This is a genomic window from Rothia sp. HMSC075F09 (assembly GCF_001810515.1).
Lineage (GTDB): Bacteria > Actinomycetota > Actinomycetes > Actinomycetales > Micrococcaceae > Rothia.
Genome location: NZ_KV801792.1, coordinates 25,459 through 50,245, shown reverse-complemented (window position 1 = coordinate 50,245; position 24,787 = coordinate 25,459). Strand labels below are relative to the sequence as shown.

At 63.1% G+C, this 24,787-nt stretch carries 20 protein-coding genes; 10 read left to right on the top strand and 10 right to left on the bottom strand.

Translation table 11 applies throughout. The features are described 5' to 3' along the window. The first annotated feature begins 270 nt into the window (after positions 1–270). A complete protein-coding gene (locus HMPREF2749_RS05255; RefSeq protein WP_012903155.1) occupies positions 271–648 on the top strand; it encodes a twin-arginine translocase TatA/TatE family subunit in 378 nt (125 codons plus the stop codon). Positions 649–736: 88 nt separating this feature from the next. Here HMPREF2749_RS05255 and HMPREF2749_RS05250 read toward each other — a convergent pair whose 3' ends face one another. The 3 genes from HMPREF2749_RS05250 to HMPREF2749_RS05240 are packed head-to-tail and all read right to left on the bottom strand — an operon-like array spanning position 737 to position 4,203. Next, the gene (locus HMPREF2749_RS05250; RefSeq protein WP_049359064.1) at positions 737–1,939 is read right to left on the bottom strand and encodes a P-loop NTPase; all 1,203 of its coding nucleotides are present in this window, start codon (positions 1,937–1,939) and stop codon (positions 737–739) included. Then, complete coding sequence (locus HMPREF2749_RS05245; protein WP_070593647.1) at positions 1,929–2,882, bottom strand: DUF1003 domain-containing protein; 954 nt, start codon at positions 2,880–2,882, stop codon at positions 1,929–1,931. The genes HMPREF2749_RS05250 and HMPREF2749_RS05245 overlap by 11 nt, the downstream gene beginning before the upstream one ends. Continuing rightward, a complete protein-coding gene (locus HMPREF2749_RS05240; RefSeq protein WP_012903159.1) occupies positions 2,875–4,203 on the bottom strand; it encodes a magnesium transporter MgtE N-terminal domain-containing protein in 1,329 nt (442 codons plus the stop codon). Before HMPREF2749_RS05240 ends, HMPREF2749_RS05245 begins: the two co-directional genes overlap by 8 nt. A gap of 131 nt (positions 4,204–4,334) precedes the next feature. Between HMPREF2749_RS05240 and HMPREF2749_RS05235 the strand changes: the two genes are divergently transcribed. Next, positions 4,335–5,294 carry a hypothetical protein gene (locus HMPREF2749_RS05235; protein ID WP_012903160.1) on the top strand — a complete coding sequence of 320 codons (960 nt, stop codon included), beginning with the start codon at positions 4,335–4,337 and terminating at the stop codon, positions 5,292–5,294. A 116-nt stretch (positions 5,295–5,410) separates the two neighbouring features. On the opposite strand, the gene HMPREF2749_RS05230 is transcribed toward HMPREF2749_RS05235, so the two are convergent. Continuing rightward, positions 5,411–6,940 (bottom strand): aminopeptidase P family protein, encoded by a 1,530-nt coding sequence (locus HMPREF2749_RS05230; protein ID WP_070593646.1) that lies wholly within the window; start codon positions 6,938–6,940, stop codon positions 5,411–5,413. 219 nt (positions 6,941–7,159) lie between these two features. On the opposite strand from HMPREF2749_RS05230, the gene HMPREF2749_RS05225 reads away from it, so the two are divergent. Further along, positions 7,160–8,128, top strand: a complete 969-nt coding sequence (locus HMPREF2749_RS05225) for a PHP domain-containing protein (protein WP_070593644.1) — start codon at positions 7,160–7,162, stop codon at positions 8,126–8,128. Positions 8,129–8,230: 102 nt separating this feature from the next. On the opposite strand, the gene HMPREF2749_RS05220 is transcribed toward HMPREF2749_RS05225, so the two are convergent. From HMPREF2749_RS05220 to HMPREF2749_RS05205, 4 genes are all read right to left on the bottom strand, one after another. Continuing rightward, positions 8,231–9,502, bottom strand: a complete 1,272-nt coding sequence (locus HMPREF2749_RS05220) for a DNA-methyltransferase (protein ID WP_070593643.1) — start codon at positions 9,500–9,502, stop codon at positions 8,231–8,233. Positions 9,503–9,510: 8 nt separating this feature from the next. Beyond that, positions 9,511–11,244 carry a DEAD/DEAH box helicase gene (locus HMPREF2749_RS05215; protein WP_070593640.1) on the bottom strand — a complete coding sequence of 578 codons (1,734 nt, stop codon included), beginning with the start codon at positions 11,242–11,244 and terminating at the stop codon, positions 9,511–9,513. 512 nt (positions 11,245–11,756) lie between these two features. Next, entirely contained in the window at positions 11,757–11,984 is a 228-nt protein-coding gene (locus HMPREF2749_RS05210) for a DUF3107 domain-containing protein (RefSeq protein WP_005505268.1), read from the bottom strand. 200 nt (positions 11,985–12,184) lie between these two features. Next, positions 12,185–13,447: a glutamyl-tRNA reductase gene (locus tag HMPREF2749_RS05205; protein ID WP_070593638.1), complete on the bottom strand. Its 1,263-nt coding sequence runs from the start codon at positions 13,445–13,447 to the stop codon at positions 12,185–12,187. Positions 13,448–13,668: 221 nt separating this feature from the next. On the opposite strand from HMPREF2749_RS05205, the gene hemE reads away from it, so the two are divergent. The 7 genes from hemE (at position 13,669) to hemB (ending at position 22,187) form a co-directional block, all read left to right on the top strand. Next, the gene (gene hemE / locus HMPREF2749_RS05200) at positions 13,669–14,850 is read left to right on the top strand and encodes a uroporphyrinogen decarboxylase (protein ID WP_070593636.1); all 1,182 of its coding nucleotides are present in this window, start codon (positions 13,669–13,671) and stop codon (positions 14,848–14,850) included. Positions 14,851–14,988: 138 nt separating this feature from the next. Further along, complete coding sequence (gene hemG / locus HMPREF2749_RS05195) at positions 14,989–16,539, top strand: protoporphyrinogen oxidase (RefSeq protein WP_070593634.1); 1,551 nt, start codon at positions 14,989–14,991, stop codon at positions 16,537–16,539. Positions 16,540–16,656: 117 nt separating this feature from the next. Continuing rightward, entirely contained in the window at positions 16,657–17,478 is an 822-nt protein-coding gene (hemQ, locus tag HMPREF2749_RS05190; protein WP_049346921.1) for a hydrogen peroxide-dependent heme synthase, read from the top strand. After that, positions 17,475–18,938 (top strand): ferrochelatase, encoded by a 1,464-nt coding sequence (locus HMPREF2749_RS05185; protein WP_070593632.1) that lies wholly within the window; start codon positions 17,475–17,477, stop codon positions 18,936–18,938. The genes hemQ and HMPREF2749_RS05185 overlap by 4 nt, the downstream gene beginning before the upstream one ends. A gap of 189 nt (positions 18,939–19,127) precedes the next feature. Then, positions 19,128–20,261 carry a hydroxymethylbilane synthase gene (locus tag HMPREF2749_RS05180; protein ID WP_005505274.1) on the top strand — a complete coding sequence of 378 codons (1,134 nt, stop codon included), beginning with the start codon at positions 19,128–19,130 and terminating at the stop codon, positions 20,259–20,261. Positions 20,262–20,266: 5 nt separating this feature from the next. Next, positions 20,267–21,130 (top strand): uroporphyrinogen-III synthase, encoded by an 864-nt coding sequence (locus HMPREF2749_RS05175; RefSeq protein WP_070593630.1) that lies wholly within the window; start codon positions 20,267–20,269, stop codon positions 21,128–21,130. Positions 21,131–21,185: 55 nt separating this feature from the next. Beyond that, positions 21,186–22,187: a porphobilinogen synthase gene (gene hemB, locus HMPREF2749_RS05170; protein WP_070593629.1), complete on the top strand. Its 1,002-nt coding sequence runs from the start codon at positions 21,186–21,188 to the stop codon at positions 22,185–22,187. Between the two features lie 91 nt (positions 22,188–22,278). On the opposite strand, the gene HMPREF2749_RS05165 is transcribed toward hemB, so the two are convergent. Beyond that, complete coding sequence (locus tag HMPREF2749_RS05165; protein WP_070593627.1) at positions 22,279–23,460, bottom strand: transcriptional regulator; 1,182 nt, start codon at positions 23,458–23,460, stop codon at positions 22,279–22,281. 131 nt (positions 23,461–23,591) lie between these two features. Beyond that, positions 23,592–24,773, bottom strand: a complete 1,182-nt coding sequence (locus HMPREF2749_RS05160; protein ID WP_049349425.1) for a hypothetical protein — start codon at positions 24,771–24,773, stop codon at positions 23,592–23,594. Between the last annotated feature and the right edge of the window lie 14 nt (positions 24,774–24,787).

The window sequence follows — 24,787 nt, the reverse complement described above, 5'->3', positions numbered from 1 at the left end:
AACCGAATATCGTGACTGGAGACCGCCGGTGTGCTGCCGGCGGTCTTTTGCGTTCGGGAGGCGGGCATGCCTGCGGTTGGAGCCGCAGCGTTTTAACCCGGCGGTGGAGATTATCCGCCGTAAACCGCTGATGTGGTGTTCTTAGCCGTGGGCGCAATGCCCCTCCGCGGTGCTGTAGCGTACGCCTTCTGCTTGTCCAGAGCTTAAAGACACGTCCAGAAAGCGCCGCGGGTTCGGCGGTGCTGGCTCGGAACTGATAATCTATATTCTGTGTTTGGTATTAGTGGCACCGAGTTGATTATTTTGGCCATCATCACGTTTGTGGTGATTGGCCCCGAACGCATGCCCGAATACGCCCGACAGATCCGTGAATTCGTCAAGACTGTGCGCCGCATGGCGTTTGACGCGAAGGACGACTTCAAGGAAGCCCTGGGCGAGACGGGTCTGGAAGATATTAACTGGCGCCAGTACGATCCCCGCCAGTACGATCCGCGCGTGATTGTGAAGCAGGCGTTCGCTGAGGATGACGCCGAGCGTGAGCGTGAGGCGAGGGAACGTGAAGAGGCGCTGCTGAAGGAGAAGGAAAAGTCGGAGAGCCGTGCTCTTCCGCGAGGCGCATACGCCCCCTTCGACGTGGACGCCACCTAAGATTTTGAAACGAAAGAACCCCGCACCGTGATGGTGCGGGGTTCTTTCTGTTCTCAGCTTTTGCCGTCAGCTTCTAGATGCTCAATCTTTAGACAAAGAGCGGCAGGCTCTGACCCGCCCGCGACTCGCCCGACTGCAGCAACTGCGAGGCGATGGACTGAATCTCTTCGGCGGTGGGGGAGTCCGGGTGGCTCCAGACCACCGGGGTGCCCTCGTCGCCGCCGGTACGCAGGTTCACATCCAGCGGGACGGAACCGAGCAGCGGTACCGGGTAGGAGAGCGCCTCCGAAAGACGCTCAGCGAGCACCTGACCGCCGCCAGAACCGAACATGTCGAGCACGGTACCGTCCGGCAGGGTCATGGCAGCCATGTTCTCCACCACGCCCACGACCTTCTGACCGGTCTGCAAGCTCAGGGTACCGGCACGCTCCGCCACATCCACCGCGGCGTGCTGCGGGGTGGAAATGAGCACCAGCTCCGCATTCGGCAGCAGCTGAGCCATGGAGATGGCAATATCGCCGGTGCCGGGCGGCAAATCGAGTAGCAACACATCCAGGGCGCCGAAGTGCACGTCCATGATGAACTGCTCCAGGGCACGGTGCAGCATGGGGCCGCGCCACGCCACCGGCTCGTTGCCCTTGAGGAACATGCCGATAGAAATCACGCGAATAAAGCCGCCGCTGACCTTCTGCTCACCCCAACGCTGGGCGGGGGCGGGCACATCCACGGTCGGCGGAAGAATCAGGTCATCCAGGCGGGTCGGGGCGTCGGTAATACCCAGCAGACCCGGGATGGAGAAGCCGTGCACATCCGCGTCAATAATGCCCACCGCAAGCCCGCGCGAGGCGAACGCGGCGGCAAGGTTCGCGGTCATGGAGGACTTACCCACGCCACCCTTACCGGAGACCACGCCGAACACGCGGGTCAGCGAACCGGGCGCGGTAAACGGGTTAGAACGCTCCGGCTTGAGCATGGAACGCAGGGCGGAACGCTGCTGCGGGTTCATCGCACCCACCTGCAGCTGCACGCGCTCAATACCCTCAACGGTAGCGGCGGCGTCACGAACCTGCTGCTCGATGGTGTTCTTCAGCGGGCAGCCCTCAATGGTGAGCAGCACCGTGACCTCAGCCCAGTGGCGGCCGGGAATCGGCTCACCGTGCTCATCCAGTTCAGGATGCACGAGCGCCGTCTCAACCATGCCCAGCTCCGTAATGGGGCGGCGCAATTCGGGGTCTTCAACGCGGGCGAGCGCCGCGTATAGGGCATCCTGCAGCGGGTTATCAGCGGTCACGGGCGCCTCCCTCACGGGTACGCTCTGCTTGCTGCTGCGCCTGCTGAGATTCGCGGCTCTGAGGCTGGCTCAAATCGCCGTGACGGGAATCCTGCGTGGAGTCCTTCACAGAATCCTTCGCAGAGCGTTCAGCCTTGTCAGAAGACTTCTCGGTACCGGTCTCGGCACCCGCAGATTCCTTCTGCTCAGGGTTCTTCTCGGAGTTCTTCTCGGAGCCCTGCTCCTCAGCGTCCTTTTCCTCGCCCTCGGAGATATCGATATCGTCGATAGCCTCCTCCAGGTCCTCAATGTCCTCACTGATGTCCTGCAGCTGCTCGGCGTGACGCTCCTGCTCCTGCGCAATGTTCTGCAGTTCCTCAAGAATGTCGCGCAGCTCGCTACGGACAAAGTCACGGGTCGCAACCTCACGCAGAGCAATACGCAGCGAAGCAATCTCGCGGGTCAGGTACTGGGTCTCCTCCAGGTTCTGCTGGTCACGCTTACGGTCCTCAGAGGCCACCACGCGGTCGCGGTCATCCTGACGGTTCTGCGCCAACAGCAGCAGGGGAGCAGCGTAAGAAGCCTGCAGGGACAGCATCAGGGTCAGCAGGGTGAAGTTCAGGCTACGCGGGTCGAACTGCATCTCCTCCGGCGCCAGGGAGTTCCAGACAAGCCACACGCCACAGAAAATGGTCATCCACATCAGGAACTGCGGGGTACCCATGTAGCGTGCAAAACCCTCAGTCATGCGGCCGAAAGCGTCCGGGTTGGGGCTCGAGAACAGCTTCGGCTTGCGGGTTCCGGGGGTGCTCAGCTGAGAGTCGCTACGCTGCGGGCGGGAGTCGCCGCGCTCGCGGTTGCGTTCAGCGTACTTCTTCTCCAGGCGGTCCTTGAGGATGCGCGCCTTATCGATGCGGGGGTTCTCTTCGGTACGGTTTGCGTCGCGGCGGTTCGATTCAGGCAAAGCGTCGTCCTACCTTTCGTACGGGAGTTCCATCATCGTAAGTGCGCCAGTCTTCGGGCAGGAGCGCATCGAGCACGTCGTCGATGGTCACTGCGCCTACCAGGCGGTGCGATTCGTTCACAATGGGAACGATGGTCAGGTCATAGGTCGCCAGCACGCGTGCTAGCTCTTCCAAACTTGCCTGGTCAGAGACAGGCTCAGTGTCGGTATCGAGGATGTGACCAATCGGCTCACTCGGCGGCACACGCAGCAGCTTCTGCATGTGCACCAGACCCAAGTACTTGCCGGTCGGCGTTTCCAGAGGCGGGCGGGTCACCATGACGGCAGCCGCCATCGCCGGAGGGATCTCCTCGGCACGGATGTGCGCAAGCGCCTCCGCAACGGTCGCCTCCGGGGAGAGGATGATCGGCACCGGGTTCATGAGCGAACCAGCGGTACCCTCGTCATATTCGAGCAGTCGACGCACGTCGTCTGCTTCGTCGGGTTCCATGAGCTCGAGCAGCTTTTCACGCTGGGTGTCGTCCAGTTCGATGAGCAGGTCGGCGGCGTCGTCCGGTTCCATCTCTTCGAGGACCTGCGCGGCACGCTCGTCGTCCAGGTGCGAGAGAATCTGCACCTGGTCCTCGGCGGGCAGCTCCTGCAGAACGTCCGCGAGGCGTTCATCCTGCAGCTCGGCGGCGATTTCGACCATGCGCTTATCGCTCATCTCGTGGATAGCGTCCGCAAGGTCGGCGGGCTTGGAGTTCTCATGGTTCGCCACGAACGCGGTTGCCGCCTGCGGCTCCACGTCGGTGGAGAGCAGAGCCTCGTCCCAGTCGACGATGAGGGTCTCCTTGGAGCGGCGGCGCCACGTGCTGGAGGAGGAGCTGACGCGGGAAACGAACAGTTCGGTCACGCCCCAGTCGCCGTTGCGGCGCTGCTCAATGGCGACGTCCTCAATGACGGCGTCGCCGCTGCCGTCGAGCAGACGCACGCGGCGGTCGAAGAGCTCACCGACGATGAGAGTCTCAGAGTTGCGCTGTTCGAAGCGGCGCAGGTTCACCAGGCCGGTTGAAATAATCTGGGAGGCGTCGATGCTACGCACTCGGGTCATGGGCATGAACACGCGTTTCTTGCCGAGCACCTCAACGATGATGCCGACAACAATGGGTTCGCTGCCCTTGGCGGGGCGGGCGCCCGCAATGGATGCGCCCAGGCCGCGTTTGAGCACGACGACGTCTCGGAGACGGCCGAGGCGGTCACCGAAGGGGTCAAAAACGTCGAGGCCCAAAAGGCGGGCAATGTAAATCTTGCTGGGGGTGCTGAACTTCGAATTGCTCACCTCTCTAGGGTACGCTCCGCCGCGGGGATTCGCACTTTGAGAAGCCGAAATTGAACGGGTGTTCGCTACGCCTATAGAGGAGCTAACTGCCCACCGGGTCCAGGGTTGGGGCGGGCGGTAGAATAGAAGCCATGACTTCTAACCTGCCGAATATTCCCTCGACCCCGACTTCTTCTTTCGTTGCCTCGCGCCTGGCGCAGGCTCAAGGCAAGCCCCTGCCCGCCGGTGAGGCGATCGCCTCCTTCGTGCGTCACGATGATGCGCTCGCCGCCTTTGACGTGCTCAGCGAGCAGGATTACCCGGTCACGGCGCTGTACCTGGTCAATGACGGTATCCGCCAGGTGGAGTACCCGGTACCGTTGCCGTATGGCCGTATCTTGACTTTTGCAGCGCTTCGAGGGGCAGGATTCGGTGCGTTTTTTGCACTGCTGGTTATAGCCTCGACTAATGACTCCTCTGCGTTTGAGGTAATAAAGTATGTGCTGCTGTCGATGGCTATGTTTGTGCTCTGGCAGATGTTCGTTTTGCGTCGCTCTCATGGGAGCCGCCATCCGATGCGTGCCGAATCAATTCCCTCGCGTACCGTGATGTACGCTCTGCCGGAGTACGCTCAGGATGCGCGCCGCGTGCTGGGTGCGCATCCTCGCTTTTCGGCGGCGGTTGCGGCTGCTCGTGCGGCGGCTGCCCCGGAGGCTTCGCAGGCTCGTGCGGCTCAGAGCACCGTCTCGATGAATGGTGCACCGGTTCCGACCGGTGCGCCGAAGGCTCCTTCGTACCGTGCGCAGGCGGGTAGCCAGCCGGCACCGAACCAGACCCTGCCCGAGCGTGACACTACCGCGCAGAATGCGGTGTCTCAGAGCGCGGCGCAGAACATGCCCGCACAGGCTGCACAGTCCACTCAGCCTGCAGAACAGGCAAGTACTGGCCAGGTGACCGCTCAGAAGTCAGATACGCAGAAGCGTCCGGCTCAGCGGTACGGTCTGCGCGTGGACGACCCGGAAGAATACGCGAAGCTGATTCAGCCCAAGCCGCAACGTCCGACTCCGCGCCCGCAGGGCCTGCAGGATAAGTCCTCGAAGGACTCCGAATAGCCGTAAGGCACAACGGCGGGAAACAGGCATAGAAGATACGCGAAAAGCCCCTCACCGAACGAATCGGTGAGGGGCTTTCCCTATAAAACGTTACTAACGTAACTGGGAGCTAGACGTTACTTCGCCAGCTTCGCCATCCACTCCTCAATGCCCTCAACGGTGCGCGGCAGCGCAGCGGAGAGGTTCACGTTGCCGTCCTCGGTGCAGAGCACGTCGTCCTCAAGGCGAATACCGATACCGCGGTACTCCTCGGGGATAGACATGTCCTCTTCCTTGAAGTACAGTGCCGGCTCAATGGTGAAGACCATGCCCGGCTCCAGCTCAGCCCACATGTACAGTTCAGCCTTCGCCTGCGCGCAGTCGTGCACGTCCAGGCCCAGGTGGTGGCTGGTGCCGTGCGGCATCCAGCGGCGGTGCTGACCGCCCTCAATGGTGAGGGAAACCTCGGCAGAAACCGGTAGCAGGCCCCACTCTTCCAGACGGTGAGCCAGAACCTCCATCGCGGCGTCGTGAAGTTCGTGGAACTTACGGCCCGGCTTAGCCACAGCGAATGCGGCGTCAGCGGCATCCAGCACAGCGTTGTAGACCTTCGCCTGAACCTCGGTGAACTTACCGTTCACGGGGAAGGTGCGGGTCACGTCTGCGGTGTACAGGGTGTCGTCCTCAACGCCTGCGTCCAGCAGCAGCAGCTTGCCGTCATCGACGGTGCCGTTGTTACGGATCCAGTGCAGGATGGTTGCGTTGTTACCGCAGGCCGCGATGGTGTCGTAGCCCAGGTCGTTACCGTCGGTACGTGCCACGGAGAAGAACGCGGTCTCAACGACGCGCTCGCCGCGGTGGTGCTCCTTAGCCTTCGGCAGTGCACGAATGACCTCTTCGAAGCCCTTGACGGTCATGTCAACGGAACGCTGCAGGTTCTCAACCTCGATAGCGTCCTTAATCAGGCGAGCCTCGGAGAGAGCCACAGCCAGCTCGGAGTCCAGCTTGTCAGCCTGCTCCAGCTCCACGCCGGTGTTGTAGCGGGAGGTGTCAACCAGCGCGTCAACAGCCGGGTCAACGTTGCGGACCAGGCGGATGTTCACGCCGCCCAGGCCCTGGTTACCGGCGTTCTTGGTGATAGCAACCTCAAGCTCGGACAGGTCGCGGGTACGCAGACCGAAGCGCTCGGAGAATTCCTTCAGGGTGGGGCGGGGGCCAACCCAGAACTCGCCGTAGCGTGCATCCGCGTAGAACTCGGTGGTGTCGCGGCCAGCCAGCGGGCGGAAGTACAGGGTGACCTCGTGGTTGGAGCCGTTGTCGCCGGTACCCTCTTCGACGGGCTCGAAGATCAGCACGGCGTCAGGCTCGTGGTCGATGCCCAGACCGGTCTGGTGCGCAAACGCCGAGTGGGGGCGGAAGCGGTAGTCGCAGTCGTTGGAGCGGACCTTCAGCGGGCCTGCGGGCAGGACGAGGCGCTCGCCGGGGAATGCCTTGGAGATCTTGGCGCGGCGCTCAGCTGCGTAGTCTGCTACGGGCTCGCGGGTGTAGCCGTCATCTTCGGCAGGTGCCCAGTTTGCGGCAATGAATTCGGTGAACGCAGACGCCTTAGGGGTGCTGCGGTGGTCAGTCTTCTGAGCTTCGGTGCTCTTCTCGTTGTTCTCAGTCATGGGTTAATCATATCGCCTTCACCACAGGTGGGCAGGTGTTTTAGCGCTTTTGACCATAAGAGAGGGCGCGGTGGAGCAGAATATATCTTTGACCTGCGACCGGGTACCTGATATTGCGCCGCCGATATTGGTAGGGTTGAATCAGAAGAGTAGTAGATGACATGCCTTAAAACCCCGCTGAGGTGGCGACGAACTAGCAGGGGCGGGGAAGGAGAGAATATGACGCAGACAGAACACCGAAATAGCGCACCTAATGCGAAGCAGGTACCGCAGCCCGCTGAATCGGGCGCGCCTGAAAACCTGAACCGTGCCGGGCGCTACGATCTGCATATTCACTCCGCTATCTCTGACGGCACGCAGAGCCTGACCGAGCTGGTGCCGCTGATTGCTCGCGCCGGGTTGGCTGGGTTTGCGCTGACTGATCACGATACGACGGCTGGTTGGGCGCAGGCGGCTCAGCTGGCGGATGAGCACGGTCTGGATTTTCTGCCGGGTGCCGAGTTCTCTTGCCGTTACCGGTACACCGACGGTGAGGGCCGCGCACGCACGAAGACTATTCATCTGCTCGCTTATGGTTTTGATTCGGTGGGTTCGGAGTTGGCGTGCCGTGTGGAGGCGATTCGTGCCAGCCGTGAGGGCCGTGCGCAGGCTATTGTGGGCCGTCTTGCCGCTGACTACCCGCTGACCTGGGATGACGTGTTGGCGCAGGTGGGGGAGGGGAACACGGCGGTGGGCCGCCCCCATATTGCTGATGCGCTGGTTGCTGCCGGTGTGGTTGCTGATCGTTCTGAGGCTTTCGCGAAGCTGCTGTACACGGGCAGCCCCTACTATGTGCCGCAGGATGCGCTGGACCCGTTGGAGGCGGTGCGTCTGGTGCGTGAGGCTGGGGGCGTGCCGGTGATTGCGCATCCGATGAGTACGATGCGTGGACCCGCGTTGAGCCTGGAGTATCTGGGTTTGATGGTGGATGCTGGCCTGGCGGGTGTGGAGGTGTATCACCGCGAGAACTCTCCGGAGGACCGCGCGCGTCTGCTGGAGTTCATTGAGCGTCAGCGTGCGGCGGGCCGTGAGGTGCTGGTGACGGGGTCGAGCGATTATCACGGTGCGGGCAAGCCGAACCTGCTGGGTGAGAACACGACGGATGCGGTGACGGTGGCTCGCATCCGCGAGCAGCTGGCAGCCCAGTAGTAAGACCAGTAGTAAGACGAAAGAGTGCGGGGCGGGTTCCTCATCAAGGAACCCGCCCCACACTCTTAACACGTGCTCTCACGAACGCGCAGACAAGACAGCCTAGACGCTCTCACGCGAGGCATGATGCTGCAACACCGCACCCGCAGCCGCCGCATCCATCTGAGCAACCGCACGCGCCGCACGAGCCTTAGCCCGCGCCTGATGCTGACGCTGACGACGCAACTCATCACGACCATCAATACGCATCTTCTTATCCACCGCATCCATCGACCAGTGACGCACAAACCGGCAGGACGCACCCTCAACCGGCTGCGTAGTCTCCGTCAACGTATCCAACACAGCCTTCAACGCATGACGGCTCGCCGCCGTCAACGCATCACGACTCGTGCCGCCACGAACACCCACCGTACGCTTCGGCGTGAACAACACACTCGCCCCACGCGGAACACCGCGATACTCAGCGAACGACACCGGATCCACGCCCAGACGCTTAGCCATCACCTCAATAGCCGGCGGATTCTGATCCACACACACGAACTTACGACCCAGCTGAGCCGCCGCCGCACCCGTAGAACCAGAACCAGCGAAGAAATCCAACACCCAATCACCCGGGCGGGAACTCGCCGCAATCATACGACGCAACAAACCCGTAGGCTTCTGCGTGGGATACCCCGTCTTCTCCTTACCCGTAGGCGACACAATAGTATGCCACCACACATCAGTAGGGAGCTTACCGCGAGAAGCCTTCTCCTCAGTCACCAAACCGGGAGCCATATACGGTTCACGATCAACCTCCGCAGTATTGAAGTAATAGCTGCGGTGATCCTTCGCGTACACCAAAATATTGTCGTGCTTCGTCGGCCAGCGGCGCGTAGACTTCGCACCGTAGTCATAAGCCCAAATCAGCTCATTAATGAAGTTCTCACGACCAAAAATCATGTCGCACATAATCTTCACATAATGAACCTCACGCCAATCCAGGTGCAGGTACAGGGTACCGTCCTGCGCCAGCAGACGATGCGCCTGCTCAATACGCGGCGCTAGGAACGCCCAATAATCCTCGAACGAGTCGTTATAGCTCGCCAGAGTCTGCAGGGTGCTCGAATAGCTCTTGCCCTTAAAACCGGTGCGGTCACCCTTCTCAGAAGCCTCCGCGCTCAACGTGCGGCGCGTCTGCTTCTTGCCCGTATTGAACGGCGGGTCAATGTAAATCACGGTGAACGCACCGTCGGGCAGCTCACGCAGATACTCCAGGTTATCTGCCTGCACCAGCAGCGACGGGCCCTGCGGATCGAAAACCGTCGAATCCGTGCGGGGCGACTCAGCGGCAGGGGAGGGCGCGGCGGGCGCCGGGGATGCTGAAATACCCAACCCCGGCCCTAGCCTTCAGAACCAGCACGGTCAGCGCCACGGCCCTTACCGCGAGAACCCTCAGAACGAGAGCCCTCAGCACGCGAGCCTTCAGAACGCGAGCCTTCAGAGCGGCGGCGGGTACGGCGGCGGCCCTCACCCTCCACGGGCTGACCCTCAACACGGCGGGTACGGCGACGCTGACGAGGCGCACGCTCAGAACGCTCAGAAGAGCGTTCGGTACGCTCGGATGCGCCCTGCTCGTTACGCTCGGAAGAACGCTCGGAACGCTCAGAACGCTTGCGGCCCTCGGAGCGGCTACGGCGCTCGCCGCGGCCCTCACCGGAACGACCCTCACGGCCACCGTCACGACCGCCGCGGGAACGGCGCGAACCCTTCTCACCGTCACGACCGCCAGAACGGCCACCGTGAGAACGAGCCGGACGGCCATCACGCGAGTCACGGGCGCTCTCAAAGAACTCATCGCCCATGCCCTCAGCCACACGCTCCTCGCGCGGCAGGCGGCCCTTAGTGCCAGCCGGAATGTTCAGGTCGTAGAACAGGTGCTCAGAGGAAGAGTAGGTCTCAACCGGCTCCGGAACGCCCAGCTCCAGGGCATCGTTAATGACCTTCCAACGCGGCAGGTCATCCCAGTCAACCAGGGTCACAGCGGTACCCTCATTGCCCGCACGACCGGTACGGCCGGTACGGTGCAGGTAAGTCTTCTCATCCTCGGGCACGCGGTGGTTAATCACGTGGGTCACGTCTTCAACGTCAATACCGCGAGCCGCCACGTCGGTCGCGACCAGAATGTCGACCTTGCCGGTGCGGAACGCCTTTAGCGCCTGCTCACGCGCAACCTGGTTCAGGTCACCGTGCAGGGGAGCGGCAGCGAAGCCACGGTTCACCAGCTCCTCCGCCACGCGGGCAGCGTCACGCTTGGTCTTGGTGAAGATGACGGTGCGGCCGCGGCCGGTAGCGCGCAGAATGCGGCCAATCATCTCGTCCTTGTCCAGGTGGTGTGCACGGTAGACGACCTGGCGGATCGAAGCCTTAGTCTTCGAGGCGTCCTCGGGGTCAGCGGCGCTAATGCGCATGGGCTTGGTCATGTACTGGCGTGCCATCGCAATGACCGGGCCGGGCATGGTTGCGGAGAACAGCATGCTCTGGCGGTCCTCCGGCAGGTAGCTGAGGATCTTCTCAACCGACGGCTGGAAACCCAGATCCAGCATCTCGTCAGCCTCATCGAGGACCACGATCTTAACCTGCTTCAGGTTCAGGAAGCCCTGCTGGTACAGGTCGATAATGCGGCCGGGGGTACCCACCGCAACCTCCAGGCCGCGGCGCAGCAGCTCAGCCTGAGGCTCAATCGGCACACCACCGTACAGGGTGGCGACGCGGGCGTTGCGCAGCTTCGCAGCAATCGCCAGGTCCTCGCCCACCTGAATAGCAAGCTCACGGGTCGGAACCAGAATCAGCGCCTGAGGTGCGCCGGGGTGCTCCAAATCAGCCCAACCCTCATCGTCGCGGCCGACCACACGCTGAATGGTGGGCAGACCGAAGCCGAGGGTCTTACCGGTACCGGTCTTTGCCTGACCAATGATGTCCTGGCCAGACAGAGCCACGGGAAGAGTCAGCTCCTGGATGGGGAAGGGGGAGGTAATGCCAACCGCCGCGAGGGCGTCGCTAATATCCTGGCGAACGCCGAAGTCGGCGAAGGACTTTGCAGTCTGAGTGGTTTCCTGCGTGTTCGTTTCAGTCACTGGACCGTATCTTTCTACCCCTGCTCGGGGTGTGTTTCTCCCCGTAACGGGGGTGTACCAGCCAGCGCCTCAATGGTGGAGGCGGTGACGGGCGGGCGTCGAAAGCCGGCCGCGGGAAATTCTTACACGGGAAATTCTTACCGAGACGCCGCCTGCACACATGCTCAACGCACATGGTTAGTGCTCATGGTTGATTCATGATGAGGTGCAGCCTCGGGGTCTTGAAAGGGGTACGACCGGTCATTCACTTAACCCCTCAATGTTAACCCGGATTTGCTTCCGGCGCACCCCCGACCGGTTGTGGTGTGCGCCCGTGATGGGCGATATACCGCCCCAAAACCGGGTGTCGCGAGGTTTTTGTGCGGGCGGTTTAAAACGCAAACCCCCGCATTCGGCACGGCGTAACCACGTGGCGCATACAGCGCACGCACACAGCGCATAAAGCGCGGTTACGCATCGTGACGGATGCGGGGGAAAGCTCAAGCTAAAGGGTAAACAGCTACCGAAACTAATTAGGCGCCGATACCGAAACCAACGTGACGCTTAGCGTCGGAACCCAGCTCGACGTAGCCAATCTGAGCGCCAGAAATCAGGGTGGTGTTGCCCTTATCATCCATAATCTGCAGCAGCGAGCCATCCTCAATAGCCTTCGAGACCTTCTCCATGAGGATTTCCTTGGCCTCACTGGTCTCAACAACGATTTCACGAGCAATGTGGCGAATGCCAATCTTGATTTCCATGAGTCTCCTCGCAGAATAGTCCGGCGCAACCAAACGTGCGCCGGGTATGGGAACTGTCTTATCTAGCATCTACTCTAGCGTGAATGCGCCCATCGGCACCGTGAACGGGCGGTACTTCGCCGGGGGCTAATAAAATACTCGCCGCCGGATGCGTGAAAATACGCGCAAAAACGCCGGGAAGAGCGCGGGAGAGGAGACTCTTATGAGTCCTCCACCTGAATACCGTAGAGAGTCTCCAGCGCCTGCACGTAATCCTCCGTGCGGCCCTCCGCCGCAAGCTTCTTGGCACGCACCGTCGGGGTGTGCAGCAGGGACTTCACCATGCGGCGCATCGCCAGCTCAAACTGCTCCGTCGCCGCACCACAACCAAACTGGCTGCGCACCTTCTCCAGCTCGGAATCCAGCACATCCATAGTGTGCGAGCGCAGCGCAACAATCGCGGAGTCAATCGTGCGGGAACGCTGACGAGACACAAACGCCGCCAGCTCAGACTCCACGATGCGCGTAGCCGTCGCCACGGACTCCTCGGTCTCCTCGGGTGCGGCAAGGCGCACCGATTCGAGGGTAATCAGCTCAACGTTCGGCAGGTCGGCGACCGAGGGGTCAAAGTCACGCGAAAGCGCCAGGTCGAGGATCGTGTGGTGGCCGCCCGGAATCTGCTCGGGAAGCAACGGGTCGGAGCCGCCGGAGCAGCCAATAATGACGTCGGCAGAAGCCATGGCCTGCTCCATGCCGTCCACCGGCACCGCAGAAACCTCGCGCTTTGCCGCGAATTCGGCGGCACGACCCGAACGGGAATTGACCCAAATATCGGTGCAACCGCGCTCGCGCAGCGCCGCAATGGTCGCACCCGCGTAAGCGCCCGTACCAAAAATCAGGGCGCGGCGGGTCGACCAGTCCTTCTCGGCAACCTCATCCGCAAGATCGAGGGCAACAGACACAATGGAGCGGCCCTGAGCGCCAAGCGCCGTATGCTGACCCACCTGACGAGCCGTATGCGCCGCATGCTCAAACAGTTGAACCAGCTCACCGGGAAGGGGTACGCCGTCCTCTTGTGCCTTCGCCTGCGCGGCGGCCAGGGCGCGGCGCACCTGACCGGTGATTTCGCGCTCGCCGACCACGGCAGATTCCAGGCCGGAGGCGACCGTCAGCAGGTGGCGTGCAGCCTCATCATCGGCGTACACGTCGAAGCTGGAATCAACCAGTTCTTGATCCAGGCCGGAGGTGCGCGCGATCGAATCAGCAATCAGCTCACGAACCATGTTTACATGGGCGGATACGTGTAGCTGAACATACATTTCAAGACGGTTACAGGTGGCAAGAACGACTGCACCCTTCACGCCCAGCTGGCGTGCCATATCGCCCGCCAGAACATCGGGTACGCCGGAGGCACCGGCGCTCAACGCAGCGACGGTGGTCAGATCAACGGTGTGGTGCGATGCCACAAATGCATAAGTACTCACTAGAGATTAATCATAACCACGCCGACTAAGCCCCTGTAAAGCTCACAGAACCTAAGTTCCATCATCGTAGGGGGCAAGAAAATCTGCACAGTGGGGGAGCGGGCACAAAGAGTAGGCACGAACTAAGGTTTCCCTCACCGCTAAGAAAGCCATCATTAGGTAAGAGTCACCATGACATAGTGTCGCAAAAACGCCCGCATAAACCTGTCACACTAGACACTATGAGCGAAAACCAGCACACCACCCCCGCGTCGGCACAGGGCACCGCACAGGCACCCGCCCTGCCCGCACACCCCACCGACGCCCAGCGACCCCTGCTCACCGACGAACAGCTCGCACACCTACCCGCCAACCACCCCCTGCGCGCAGGCACCACCGCCGACTCGCCCATGCTCCGTGCCCTCACCGGCCGCCCCTCCAGCCACCGACCCGTCTGGTTCATGCGACAGGCAGGCCGCTCCCTGCCCGAATACCGCCAGGTACGCGAAGGCATCCCCATGCTGGACGCATGCCTCACCCCCGACCTCGCCGCAGAAATCACCGTGCAGCCCGTCCGCCGCCACAAGGTCGACGCCGGCATCTTCTTCTCCGACATCGTCATCCCCATGAAGCTCGCGGGCGTCAACGTCGACATCGTGCCCGGTAAGGGCCCCGTACTCGACCAGCCCGTACGCACCCTCGACGAGGTGCGCGCCCTGCCCGAACTCAAAGACAGCGACCTCGACCCCATCCGCGAAGCCGTCGCCGCAACCGTAGAAATGCTCGGCGACACCCCGCTCATCGGCTTCGCCGGAGCCCCCTTCACCGTCGCCGCCTACATGGTCGAAGGCGGCCCCTCCCGCGACCACCTGCGCCCGCGCACCATGATGCACGCCGACCCCGCCGCCTGGCACGAACTCGCCGAATGGGCAGCCCGCACCGCAGGCCAGTTCCTCCGCGCGCAGATCGAGGCTGGCGCATCCGCCGTGCAGCTCTTTGACTCCTGGGCTGGTTCCCTCGGCGAAGGCGACTACCGCCGCTACGTGCAGGCGCACTCCGCAACCGCCCTCGATATGGTGCGCGAATACGGCGTGCCGCGTATCCACTTCGGCACCGGCACCACCGCCCTGCTGCCCGCCATGCACGAAGCCGGCGCAGACGTCATCGGCGTGGACTACCGCCTGCCGCTGTCCGCTGCGAACACCCTGCTCAACGGCGCCGTACCCCTGCAGGGCAACATCGACCCGGCACTGCTCGCCGCAGGTCGCGAAAACCTCTACGCACACGTAGACGAAGTGCTCGCAGAAGGCAGCGCCGCCCCCTCGCACGTGGTCAACCTCGGCCACGGCGTACCCCCGACCACCGACCCGCAGGTGCTCACCGACCTCGTGGCATATATCCACGAACGCACCGCGCAGGCATAGGATAAATAACGATAAATAGACGGCGCAGATGCCGGAAACCCTCCGGCATCTGCACCGAACATCTGCACCCCGAACCAACCACCACACCCGTTACCGCAATGGGCAACTCCACTGCAGGCAGACCAAAGGAGAACCACCATGGGCCACACCAACCAGGCACCGCACCGCACCGCACAGGTCAGTTCCTCCGCCGCGCCCCAGAACGCACGAGCTTTCACCCGCAACGAGAAGGCACCCACCGCCATCGTCATCGGCGGCGGCCCCTCCGGCCTGATCTCCGCACGCCGCCTCGCCGCAGCCGGTATGCGCGTCACCCTGCTCGAACAGCGCCACCACCTCGGCGGTGCCGTTGGTGCCCACGAAGTTGGCGGCCTTCTGCTGGACTCCGGCGCAGAATCCTTCGCAACCCGCAGCCCCATTGTCAGCGACCTCGTCAAGGAACTCGGCCTGGGCGACCAGATCGTCACCCCCAACTCCTACGGCTCCTGGCTGTACCTGCCGCAGGGCGCCCGTCGCACCCCCAGCACCGGCATCATGGGCATCCCCGGCAACGTGAACGATAAGTCGCTGATCCCCGTCATCGGTAAGAACGGTCTGCGCCGCGCCCAGGTGGACAAGTTCCTGCCCGTCTCCGCAGGCGAGAACGCGAAGACCCTCGGTGAGCTCGTGCGCATCCGCATGGGCCAGAAAGTGCTCGACAACCTCGTCGCACCCGTCGTCTCCGGCGTGTACTCCACCCACCCCGACAAACTCGACGTCGATGCGACCATCCCCGGCCTGCGCGAAGCCTTCCGCAAGCACCGCTCCCTCTCCGCCGCAGCGCACGCTTTCCGCTCGGCAGCCCCCGCAGGCTCACAGGTCGCTGGTATTGTGGGCGGCATGAACCAGCTCTCCGAACGTCTCGTCGAAGACCTGTACGCCGCCGGTGTTCGCATCGTCACCGGATTCGACGTCATCGCCGTTGACCGTGACGAATCCACCGGTCAGTGGTTCATCATCCAGCGCCACACCACCGACGGCGAAAACACCCCCCTCTACGCCGACTACCTGGTGCTCGCCACCGACGGCCCGACCGTGGCACGACTCATCGGCCCGCACGTCTCCACCGCACTACCCGCCCTGGAACCCGGCCCCGAAGTCGCCCTCGTCACCCTCGTCGTTGATGCCCCCGCCTTGGACAAGCACCCCCGCGGCACCGGCCTGCTCGTCTCCGAAGAAGCCACCGCCGTACGCGCCAAGGCACTCACCCACGCCACCGCCAAATGGCAGTGGGTCGCCGAGGCCGCAGGCCCCGGACGCCACGTTGTGCGCCTCTCCTACGGCCGCGGCGGCGAAGACTCCCGCTTCTCCGAAGTCGCCCTCGCAGACGAGCAGCTCATCACCCTCGCCCTGCGCGACGCAAGCCGCATGATGGACGTAGCCCTCACCCACAACAACCTCGTTGACGCGGACGTCGTACGCTGGCGCGGTGTACTACCCGCCTCCACCCCCGGCCACCGCGACCGAGTCAAGGAATTCCGCGAACGCGCCAGCGAACTCGGAACCCTCAGCACCGTCGGCTCCTGGGCGGCAGGCTCCGGCCTGGTCTTAACCGTCAAAGACACCTACGAACAGATCGACCGCCTCATCTACCACGCGGCACAGGACTGGGAAGGCGTCACCGCACCCAAGGCCGCAACCGCCAAGTAGACGGCGCAGCGGCGGCAGAAGCTCAGCCAGTAACTAGACCAAAAAATTGAGAAAACGCGCAGCTACGGAAGCCGCGCCTCCAGCACAGCGAACCCTCGCTGAAGAAAGGAACACACAATGTCTCACGATCACGCAGCACACGGCCACGGCGGCGCACACGGCGCAGGTCAGGGCGGCTACACCCACGCAGGCCACGGCTACGGCGGCGCACCCAAGGGCTACGCAGTCCAGCACTCCGCAGCTGACGAGAACCGCCGCGGCCGCGAAGAAGGCGAAACCCTGCACTACGCCCTGTACACCGTGTTCGCACGCTCCGGCGCACGCCCGGCAGAGGCTAACACCGACGAGGCTCGCGCCGAATTCGAGAAGGTCGCCGAGCAGCTGGCCGCCGAGGGTGTGACCCTGCGCGGCATCTACGACGTCTCCGCAATGCGCGACAACGCAGACGTCATGATCTGGACCCACGGTGCAACCCCCGAAAAGCTGCAGGCAGCAGTCCGCAAGATCCGCCGCACCGCACTCTTCGCAGGCACCACCATCGTCTGGTCCACTATGGGCGTACACCGCGAAGCAGAGTTCACCCGCAACCACGCACCCGCCTACGCACGCGGCAAGGCACCCGAAGCATGGGTCTGCGTCTACCCCTTCGTACGCTCCTACGACTGGTACTACATGAACCCCGAACGCCGCGCAGAAATGCTCAAGAACCACGGCATGAAGGCAATCGACTTCCCGCAGGTTCTGGCAAACACCGTCGCAACCTTCGGCATGAACGACTACGAGTGGGTCCTCGCCCTCGAAGCACCCCAGCTCGTTGACCTCGTCGACATGATGCGCCACTTCCGCAACACTGAAGCACGCCTGCACGTACGTGAGGAAACCCCCTTCTACACCGGCCGCCGCATCGGCGCAGACGAAGTAGCAGAGGTTCTGGCGTGAGCCACCAGCCGAACAACGGCGTAACCCTCAACGGCACGCTCCTGCCGGACAACGTGGTACCCAACCGCACCGACCCGGCGAACACCGCCTCCAACGGCCCCGCCGCGCTCAATGAGCAGACCCTCGGCGACTACCGAAGCGAACGCAGCATCACCCGTGACCGTGCCGAAGAGGTGCGCCCCTACGACCTGGTGATTCTCTCCTCCTTCGGTGGCCCCGAGGGGCAGGAGGACGTCATCCCGTTCCTGCGCAACGTGACCGCTGGCCGCGGCATCCCGGATGAGCGCCTCGAAGAGGTCGCCACCCACTACCGCGCCAACGGCGGCATCTCGCCGATTAACGAGCAGAACCGTGCCCTGCTCGCCGCGCTGCAGCAGGCGCTCGCCGAGCGCGGCCCGCGCATCCCGATCACCTGGGCGAACCGCAACTGGAAGCCCTACGTGAAGGACGTGCTCGCCGAAGCCTACGAGAACGGCCACCGCAACGTGCTCGTGTTGGCGACCAGCGCCTACCCGGGCTACTCGAGCTGCCGCCAGTACCGTGAAGACTACGGTATGGCGATTGAACAGCTCGGCCTGGAAGGTCGCGTGCACGTGGGTAAGATCCGTCAGTTCTTTGATGTGCCCGGCTTCTCCCGCGCTTTCGCTGACGGGCTGAAGGACGGCCTTGCAACGGTTCGTGAACAGCTTGCCGCACGCGATAGCGGTTCGCTGAACCCGCGCCTGCGCATCATGTTCTGCACCCACTCGGTGCCGACCTCCGCTGCGAACGAGGCAGGTCCGCGCGGCGTGAACTACGAGGGCGGCTCCGCCTACGTGGAGAAGCACCTGCAGGTCGCTCGCGCCGTGCTTTCGCTGGTTCGCGATGAGGCCCCGCAGCTTCTGCAGAACGTCGAATGGGAGCTGGTGTACCAGTCCCGTTCCGGCCCGCCGTCCATGCCGTGGCTGGAACCGGACGTCAACGACGCCCTGGAGGCGCTGCCCACCCCCGCCAACCCGGCGGAGGACGGCGAAGCCCCCGTGGAAGGCGTCGTGCTGGTGCCCCTCGGCTTCGTCTCCGACCACATGGAAGTCAAGTGGGATCTGGACACCGAGGCGCTGGACACCTGCGAACGCCTGGGCATGGTTGCCGTGCGCACCCCCACCCCCGGCACGCATCCGGCGTACGTGGAGTCGCTGCGCCGCCTCATTGAGGAGCGTGTGGAGAACGGCGTTTCAGCCGACCTGCGCCCCGAAAGTGAGAGCGTCCTCGCCCCGAGCGCGAGCGGTCAGTACGGCTGGTTCGACGAGTGCGAACCGGGCTGTTGCAAGCCCGGTCGTGGCGCGCCGAAGCCGGTCATCGCCGAGTACACAGCCGGTGCTACCGGCGCTGAGGACAGTGCTTCTGCGACCAGCGCTTCTGAGAACGCACCCGCCAGCCGCTCCGGCGGATGCGGCTCCGGCGGATGCTGCTCCCACTAACACCACCCCTGTAGCTCCGGCTCGCCCCAACACCCCCCCTGACCGGGGCGTGCGGGCGGGTCGGAGCGCACGTGCCTACAGGCTACCCCCCCCAGAATTTAGACAAACACACAGCGTCGCAAACACACAGCCTCTGGGGGAAACGCACACGCCTACGGGCTATCACACACATCACCGAAAAGGAGAGATATGAGCCATCACGAGTACATCTTGGGCACCCGCGGGTCTGCTCTCGCCCTGACCCAAAGCCGTATTGCCGCTGAAACCGTCACCTCCCTCTACACCGAACACCAGGCACACCACGGCGCCGCAGATGCCGAGGTCGTGGACTTCACCCTGCGCACCGTCAAAACCGAAGGCGACGTGCTCACCGGACCCCTGGCAACCCTCGGCGGCACCGGCGTATTCGCTGCGGCACTGCGCCAGCGTCTGCTCGACGGCGAGAACGCCTCCGAAGAAAACCGCGTGGACATGGCAGTGCACTCCCTCAAGGACCTGCCCTCCGCGCCCTGCCCCGGCCTGGTGGTCGCCGCAACCCTCAAGCGTGAAGACCCCCGCGACGCCCTTGTGGCACGCGACGGCCTGACCGTCGACACCCTGCCCGAAGGCTCCCGCGTGGGTACCGGCTCGCCCCGCCGTGCCGCCCAGCTGCGCGCACTGCGCCCCGACCTTGAAATCGTGGACATTCGCGGTAACGTGGGCACCCGCATCGGCCGCGTGAAGGGCCTGGAAGAGCACGCCGGCAAGCAGGTCGTACTCCGCCAGAACACCGAAACTTCCGAACGCGCCGACCACGGTGTAGGCACCGAACGCAGCGGCGACTGCGACGCCGTGGTGCTCGCCGTCTCCGGCCTCAAGCGCTTGGGCAAGGAAGAACTCATCACCGAGTACCTTGACCCAACTCGCATGCTGCCCGCCCCCGGTCAGGGTGCGCTCGCCCTGGAAGTGCGCGAAAGCGAATTCGAGAACCCGGACCCCGCCGTACTCGCCGACCCCGAGGTGGCGCGCCCGGTGCGTGCCCTCGGCCGTGCCCTGCTCGCCGCAAACCACCACGAAACCCGCCTCGCCGTCAGCGCCGAACGTGCCCTGCTACGCCGCCTCGAAGCCGGATGCGCCGCGCCCATCGGCGCGTACGCGCACGTGGTTGAAGGCGACCTGGTGCTTAACGTTGTGGTGGCGTCCCCGGACGGCACCGACATGCTGCGCCACACCTCGGCAACCGCCGAACTGGACGTGCCCGGCGCCGAACGCCTGGGCGTGCGCGTGGCAGAAGACCTGCTGCAGATGGGTGCCGCCGCCCTGGCCGGATTGGACCTGAAGTAGGCGCCATGTCTGCCGCTAGTCCGCAAGCTCACCATGGCTCTGAATCCCCGCGCACGGTTCTGCTGACCCGCTCCGCCACCCAGGGTGCCGCCTTCGCGCGCGCCCTCACCGAAGAATGCGCACAGAACGGGTTGGGGGAGCCCCGGGTACTCTTCGCCCCCCTACAGCAGGCCCGCACCGTCGAGCCGGGCGAAGAACACGCCGCCGCGCTGGCGGCGCTCGCCTCCGGTCACTATGCGTGGGTGAGCTTCACGAGCGCCAACACGGTTCGCGCCTGCGCCGAGCTGTGGGGTGCGGAGTTTGCCCGCGCCTGCGCGAGCGGGGGAGTGCGCATCGCCTGCGTGGGTACGGCAACCGCCCGCGCCGTGCACACCCAGCTGGGGCTGAACACGGATTTTCAGCCGCAGGTGCAGAGCGCCGCCGGTATGCTCGCGGAGTTTGAAAAGCCTGCAACCGAGCCCGCCGCCGTGCTGGTTCTGGAAGGCTCCAACGCCCGACCGACCCTGCGCGAAGGCCTCAAAAACCTGGGCTGGGACAGCCACCGCTGCGTGCTCTACGACATGGTGCCCGCCGAGCAGGTAGCACCCGGCGAGCTGAGCCTCAGTGCCGCCCGCGCGCTCGTACAGGGGAATGCCGCAGATGCCCCCGCCCCGGAAACCCCAGCGCTGGATGTGCTGGTGGTGACCGCCCCCTCCCGCCTGCACGCCCTACTCGACGGCACCCCCGCGCTATCGCCTGAATCTGTGCCGCCGGTGGTGGCAATTGGGGCGAGTACCGCCTCCGCATGCCGCGCCCTGAACCTGCGCTACGTGCAGGCCGATTCGCCGTCACCGCAGGATTTGGCGCGCGCCGCTGTATCCCTCATGTAGGCGCATCCCTCATCTACTAAGACCACATATTTTTATCGAGTTTTCAGGAGAGATCATGAACCTCACCCGCCGCCCGCGCCGCCTGCGCACCACCGCAGCCATGCGCTCCCTCGTCGCCGAGACCACCCTGCGCCCCTCGCAGCTGATTCAGGTGTTCTTCGTGCGTGACGGCATCACTGAGCCGCAGCCGATTCGTTCCATGCCGGGCCAGTACCAGCACACCCTGGAGAGCATCATCCCCGCCGTGCGTGAGGCGTACGAGGCGGGCATCCGCTGCATTGACCTGTTCGGTATTCCCCGCGACGAGGATAAGGACGAGATCGGTTCGACCGCGTGGGATCCGCAGGGCATTCTGAACCGTGCCATTGCGGTGTGCCGTGAGGAGTTCGGCGACGACCTGGTGGTTATGGCTGACACCTGCCTGGATGAGTTCACGAGCCACGGCCACTGCGGCGTGCTGGTCGATGACGGCCACGGCACCCTCGTGGTGGATAATGACGAGACTGTGGAGCTGTACTGCAAGATGGCGGTTTCGCAGGCCCGCGCGGGTGCGCACACGGTGTCCCCGTCGGGCATGATGGACGGCCAGATTGCGGCGATGCGCGCCGCCCTGGACGAAGCAGGCTTCGAAGACGTGTCGATTCTGGCGTACTCGGCGAAGTACGCTTCGGCGTTCTTCGGCCCGTTCCGTGACGCTGTGGAGTCGACCTTCAAGGGTGACCGCAAGACGTATCAGCAGGATCCGGCGAACCGCCGCGAGTCGCTGCTGGAGGTGCGCGCCGACCTGGAGGAGGGCGCGGATATGGTGATGGTGAAGCCCGCCGGCAGCTACCTGGATATTGTGCGCGAGGTGGCGGAATTTTCGCCGGTGCCGGTGGCGGCGTATCAGGTGTCGGGTGAGTACGCGATGATTGAGGCGGCTGCCGCGAACGGCTGGATTGACCGTAAGGCCGTAGTGTTGGAGTCGCTGCGTTCGATTCACCGTGCCGGTGCGGACGTCATCCTGACCTATTACGGTACGGAGGCGGCGGGCTGGCTCCGCGAGCTGGACGCCTAAATCCCTCCCTCTTTGGATGCCGGGAAGCCACATGTGTTTCGAAAAGCCACGTTTTTGGTGGCTTCTCGAAACACATGTGGCTTTTCGCCGTTTATGATTGTTCTTCCGGTTCTTCACTGACGGGCTTGTACCCGAGGGAGGTGCACACGATGTTGCCGTTGGTGAAGTATTCCGCGAGCTTCTCCCGGTCGGCGGGGGAGCGCAGGTCCGCCCAGCGTTCCTGCTCCAGGTAGAAAGCCACCTGGGAGGTGAGGCAGACGACGCGCTCATCGTGCACCGCCACAATATGCCTGCGCAGCCACGGCATGCGCTTGGCAAGGTTCGGCGGAATGAAAGACGGCACCTTGATTTCTATCTGCCATTGTGACGGCTCGTAGAAGGTCGGCTTGATCTGTTCGGGGTTCTTCGGGAAGACGCAGAACTCTTCAATATCGGGGTAACGGTACTTCTTCGCCGGGAGGAAGAGCCGCCCGATGTAGAACGAATCGGGGTTGAACAGCAGGTACCGCCTCATATAAACCCACCGAGTTACTGCAGTTACGGTGGTAACAATTGCCAGCGTTATGGAAGCTCCACCAATGGGCATTGGCTGAACACCTAGAACTGTCCAACCGACAAGCGAATAGAAGAAGACGATGAGAGCCACAACCAACACAAAGTGGGTTTCAACGTAGAAATCATTCTTTGCCCGAACCGGTTTAGCTTGAGGATGAGCCCCATTCGGCACAGCAAAAAGGTTGAGACGCATCAATGCTGCGCTATAGATTTGAGGCAACCCGGCTGTCATGTCATCCGTATCGATGCTTCGGGCTTTGCGCCAGGTGCGGCGACCTGAACGTGCACCCACGAACACCATGTAGAACGGCAACAGCAGAGCCGGTAGCAGAATGCCATTATGGGCAATATCTGTGTACAGACGAAAGATGGACCGTGCGACAAGGCATGCCCACACATACATGAGCACGTGGAACCAAGCCTCAATCGAGGAGATACCGTATACGCTATCGATTTCTTTGCGGGCACGGGTGAGGTTAGAGCGCAGTTTATGTTTTGGTAGCGGGTTACCCTCCAGGGAGCGGCGTTCGGCATACCTCATTGCATTGTTGATGGGGGAGCCGTAACGGGCGATGTAGAGCTCCTTCGCCTTTTCCCTGCTGATAGTTGCCGGATGGGTGATAGCGGGTACTATGCATAACCCTATGTAAACGATAAAGGCGATGAGCCATATGTAGCGCAACGGCTCTAGGGGTATCCCAAAAGCGCTTAGCTCCATGAATTGTCCTCTCTACGGGTATCGGTGATGGTGTGTCTACGGTGCTGAGAAGCCACATGTGTTTCGAAAAGCAACATAAAACGTGGCTTCTCGAAACACATGTGGCTTCTCGCGGTATGTAGGCTACAGGTTTACTTGTACTGCGCCTTCTGGAAGGACGCGCGGCGTGCCGCCTCCTCCGCATGCTTACCGGCAGGCTTGTACCCCATGGTCGTGCAGATCACGCGGCCGTCCACGAAGTACTTCGCCAACATTTCACGGTCCGCCGGCGAATCCAGCTGCGCCCAGCGTCCCTGCTCAATATTGAACGCAATCTGCGCCACCAAACAATCAATCTGGTGCTCATTCAGCGAATAGTCGTGCTTGCGGCCGCCGGGGAGCAGAATCTCCAGCGTCCACTGGCTCGCGTCCTTCGGGTTCAGCTTGATAGCGTCCGGGTTCTTCGGGTACACACGGAATGCGCGAACCTCAGAGTAGGGGCGGGACTTCGCCGGAAGGAGCAGACGCCCAGCCTGGAACGAATCCGGGTTGTACAGCACGTAATCGCGGCTACGCATCAGCAATATGATAATCAGCAGAACGCCCGCCGCCAGCAAGAACCAGGATGCGTGACCGATATAGATCGCTTCCCAATCCTCGTCAATGCTCCAGCCCGCCAACGAAACCAGGAAGACCGAGGCGAGCAGGAACGCAATACCGCCGAGGATCCAGTAGGCGGTGCGGTCGTCACGGATCGGCTCTACACCCGGCACCGTGCCGCGCACACGGAACGGTGCGCTCAGCTTACCCAGCGTCGCCGAGTAGATGCGCGGCATGCCCAGCACACGGTCGTCCTTGCTGTATCCGCGAACTGCACGCCACTGACGGCGGCCAATACGCGCACCCAGGTACACCATGAGGAACGGCAGAATCAGCGCCGGTAGTACAACACCGTCGTACACGATATCCCAGTACAGGGTGAAGATAGAGACCGCCACAATCCAGCCCCACAGGTACATGACCACGTGGAACCAGCCGCTAAACACGCCGGCGCCCTCAATAGAATCCAGCTTCTTCTTCGCCTTCTTCGTGGCGCTACCCTTGCGGGAGGAGCTCAGCGGCGCACCCATCGCGGTGCGTTCCGCGGTGGCGCGGCGCGCCTCATCAACGGGCGAGCCGGACACCTCAAGGTACAGTTCGGCTGCCTTCTCCTTCTTGATGGGCACCGGGTAGGCGATATCCACCAGCAGGCACAAGCCCAGGTACACCATGAAGGCGATCAGCCACACGTCGCGTAGCTGCTCCATAGGCAGTCCCAGAGCGCTCAGATCCATGAGCGGCTCACCTC

Coding starts and splice junctions, on each gene's coding strand:
- HMPREF2749_RS05235 (WP_012903160.1), top strand. CDS start 4,335: ATGACTTCTAACCTGCCGAATATTCCCTCGACCCCGACTTCTTCTTTC.
- HMPREF2749_RS05230 (WP_070593646.1), bottom strand. CDS start 6,940: ATGACTGAGAACAACGAGAAGAGCACCGAAGCTCAGAAGACTGACCAC.
- HMPREF2749_RS05225 (WP_070593644.1), top strand. CDS start 7,160: ATGACGCAGACAGAACACCGAAATAGCGCACCTAATGCGAAGCAGGTA.
- HMPREF2749_RS05210 (WP_005505268.1), bottom strand. CDS start 11,984: ATGGAAATCAAGATTGGCATTCGCCACATTGCTCGTGAAATCGTTGTT.
- hemE (WP_070593636.1), top strand. CDS start 13,669: ATGAGCGAAAACCAGCACACCACCCCCGCGTCGGCACAGGGCACCGCA.
- hemG (WP_070593634.1), top strand. CDS start 14,989: ATGGGCCACACCAACCAGGCACCGCACCGCACCGCACAGGTCAGTTCC.
- hemQ (WP_049346921.1), top strand. CDS start 16,657: ATGTCTCACGATCACGCAGCACACGGCCACGGCGGCGCACACGGCGCA.
- HMPREF2749_RS05180 (WP_005505274.1), top strand. CDS start 19,128: ATGAGCCATCACGAGTACATCTTGGGCACCCGCGGGTCTGCTCTCGCC.
- HMPREF2749_RS05175 (WP_070593630.1), top strand. CDS start 20,267: ATGTCTGCCGCTAGTCCGCAAGCTCACCATGGCTCTGAATCCCCGCGC.
- hemB (WP_070593629.1), top strand. CDS start 21,186: ATGAACCTCACCCGCCGCCCGCGCCGCCTGCGCACCACCGCAGCCATG.
- HMPREF2749_RS05165 (WP_070593627.1), bottom strand. CDS start 23,460: ATGGAGCTAAGCGCTTTTGGGATACCCCTAGAGCCGTTGCGCTACATA.
- HMPREF2749_RS05160 (WP_049349425.1), bottom strand. CDS start 24,773: ATGGATCTGAGCGCTCTGGGACTGCCTATGGAGCAGCTACGCGACGTG.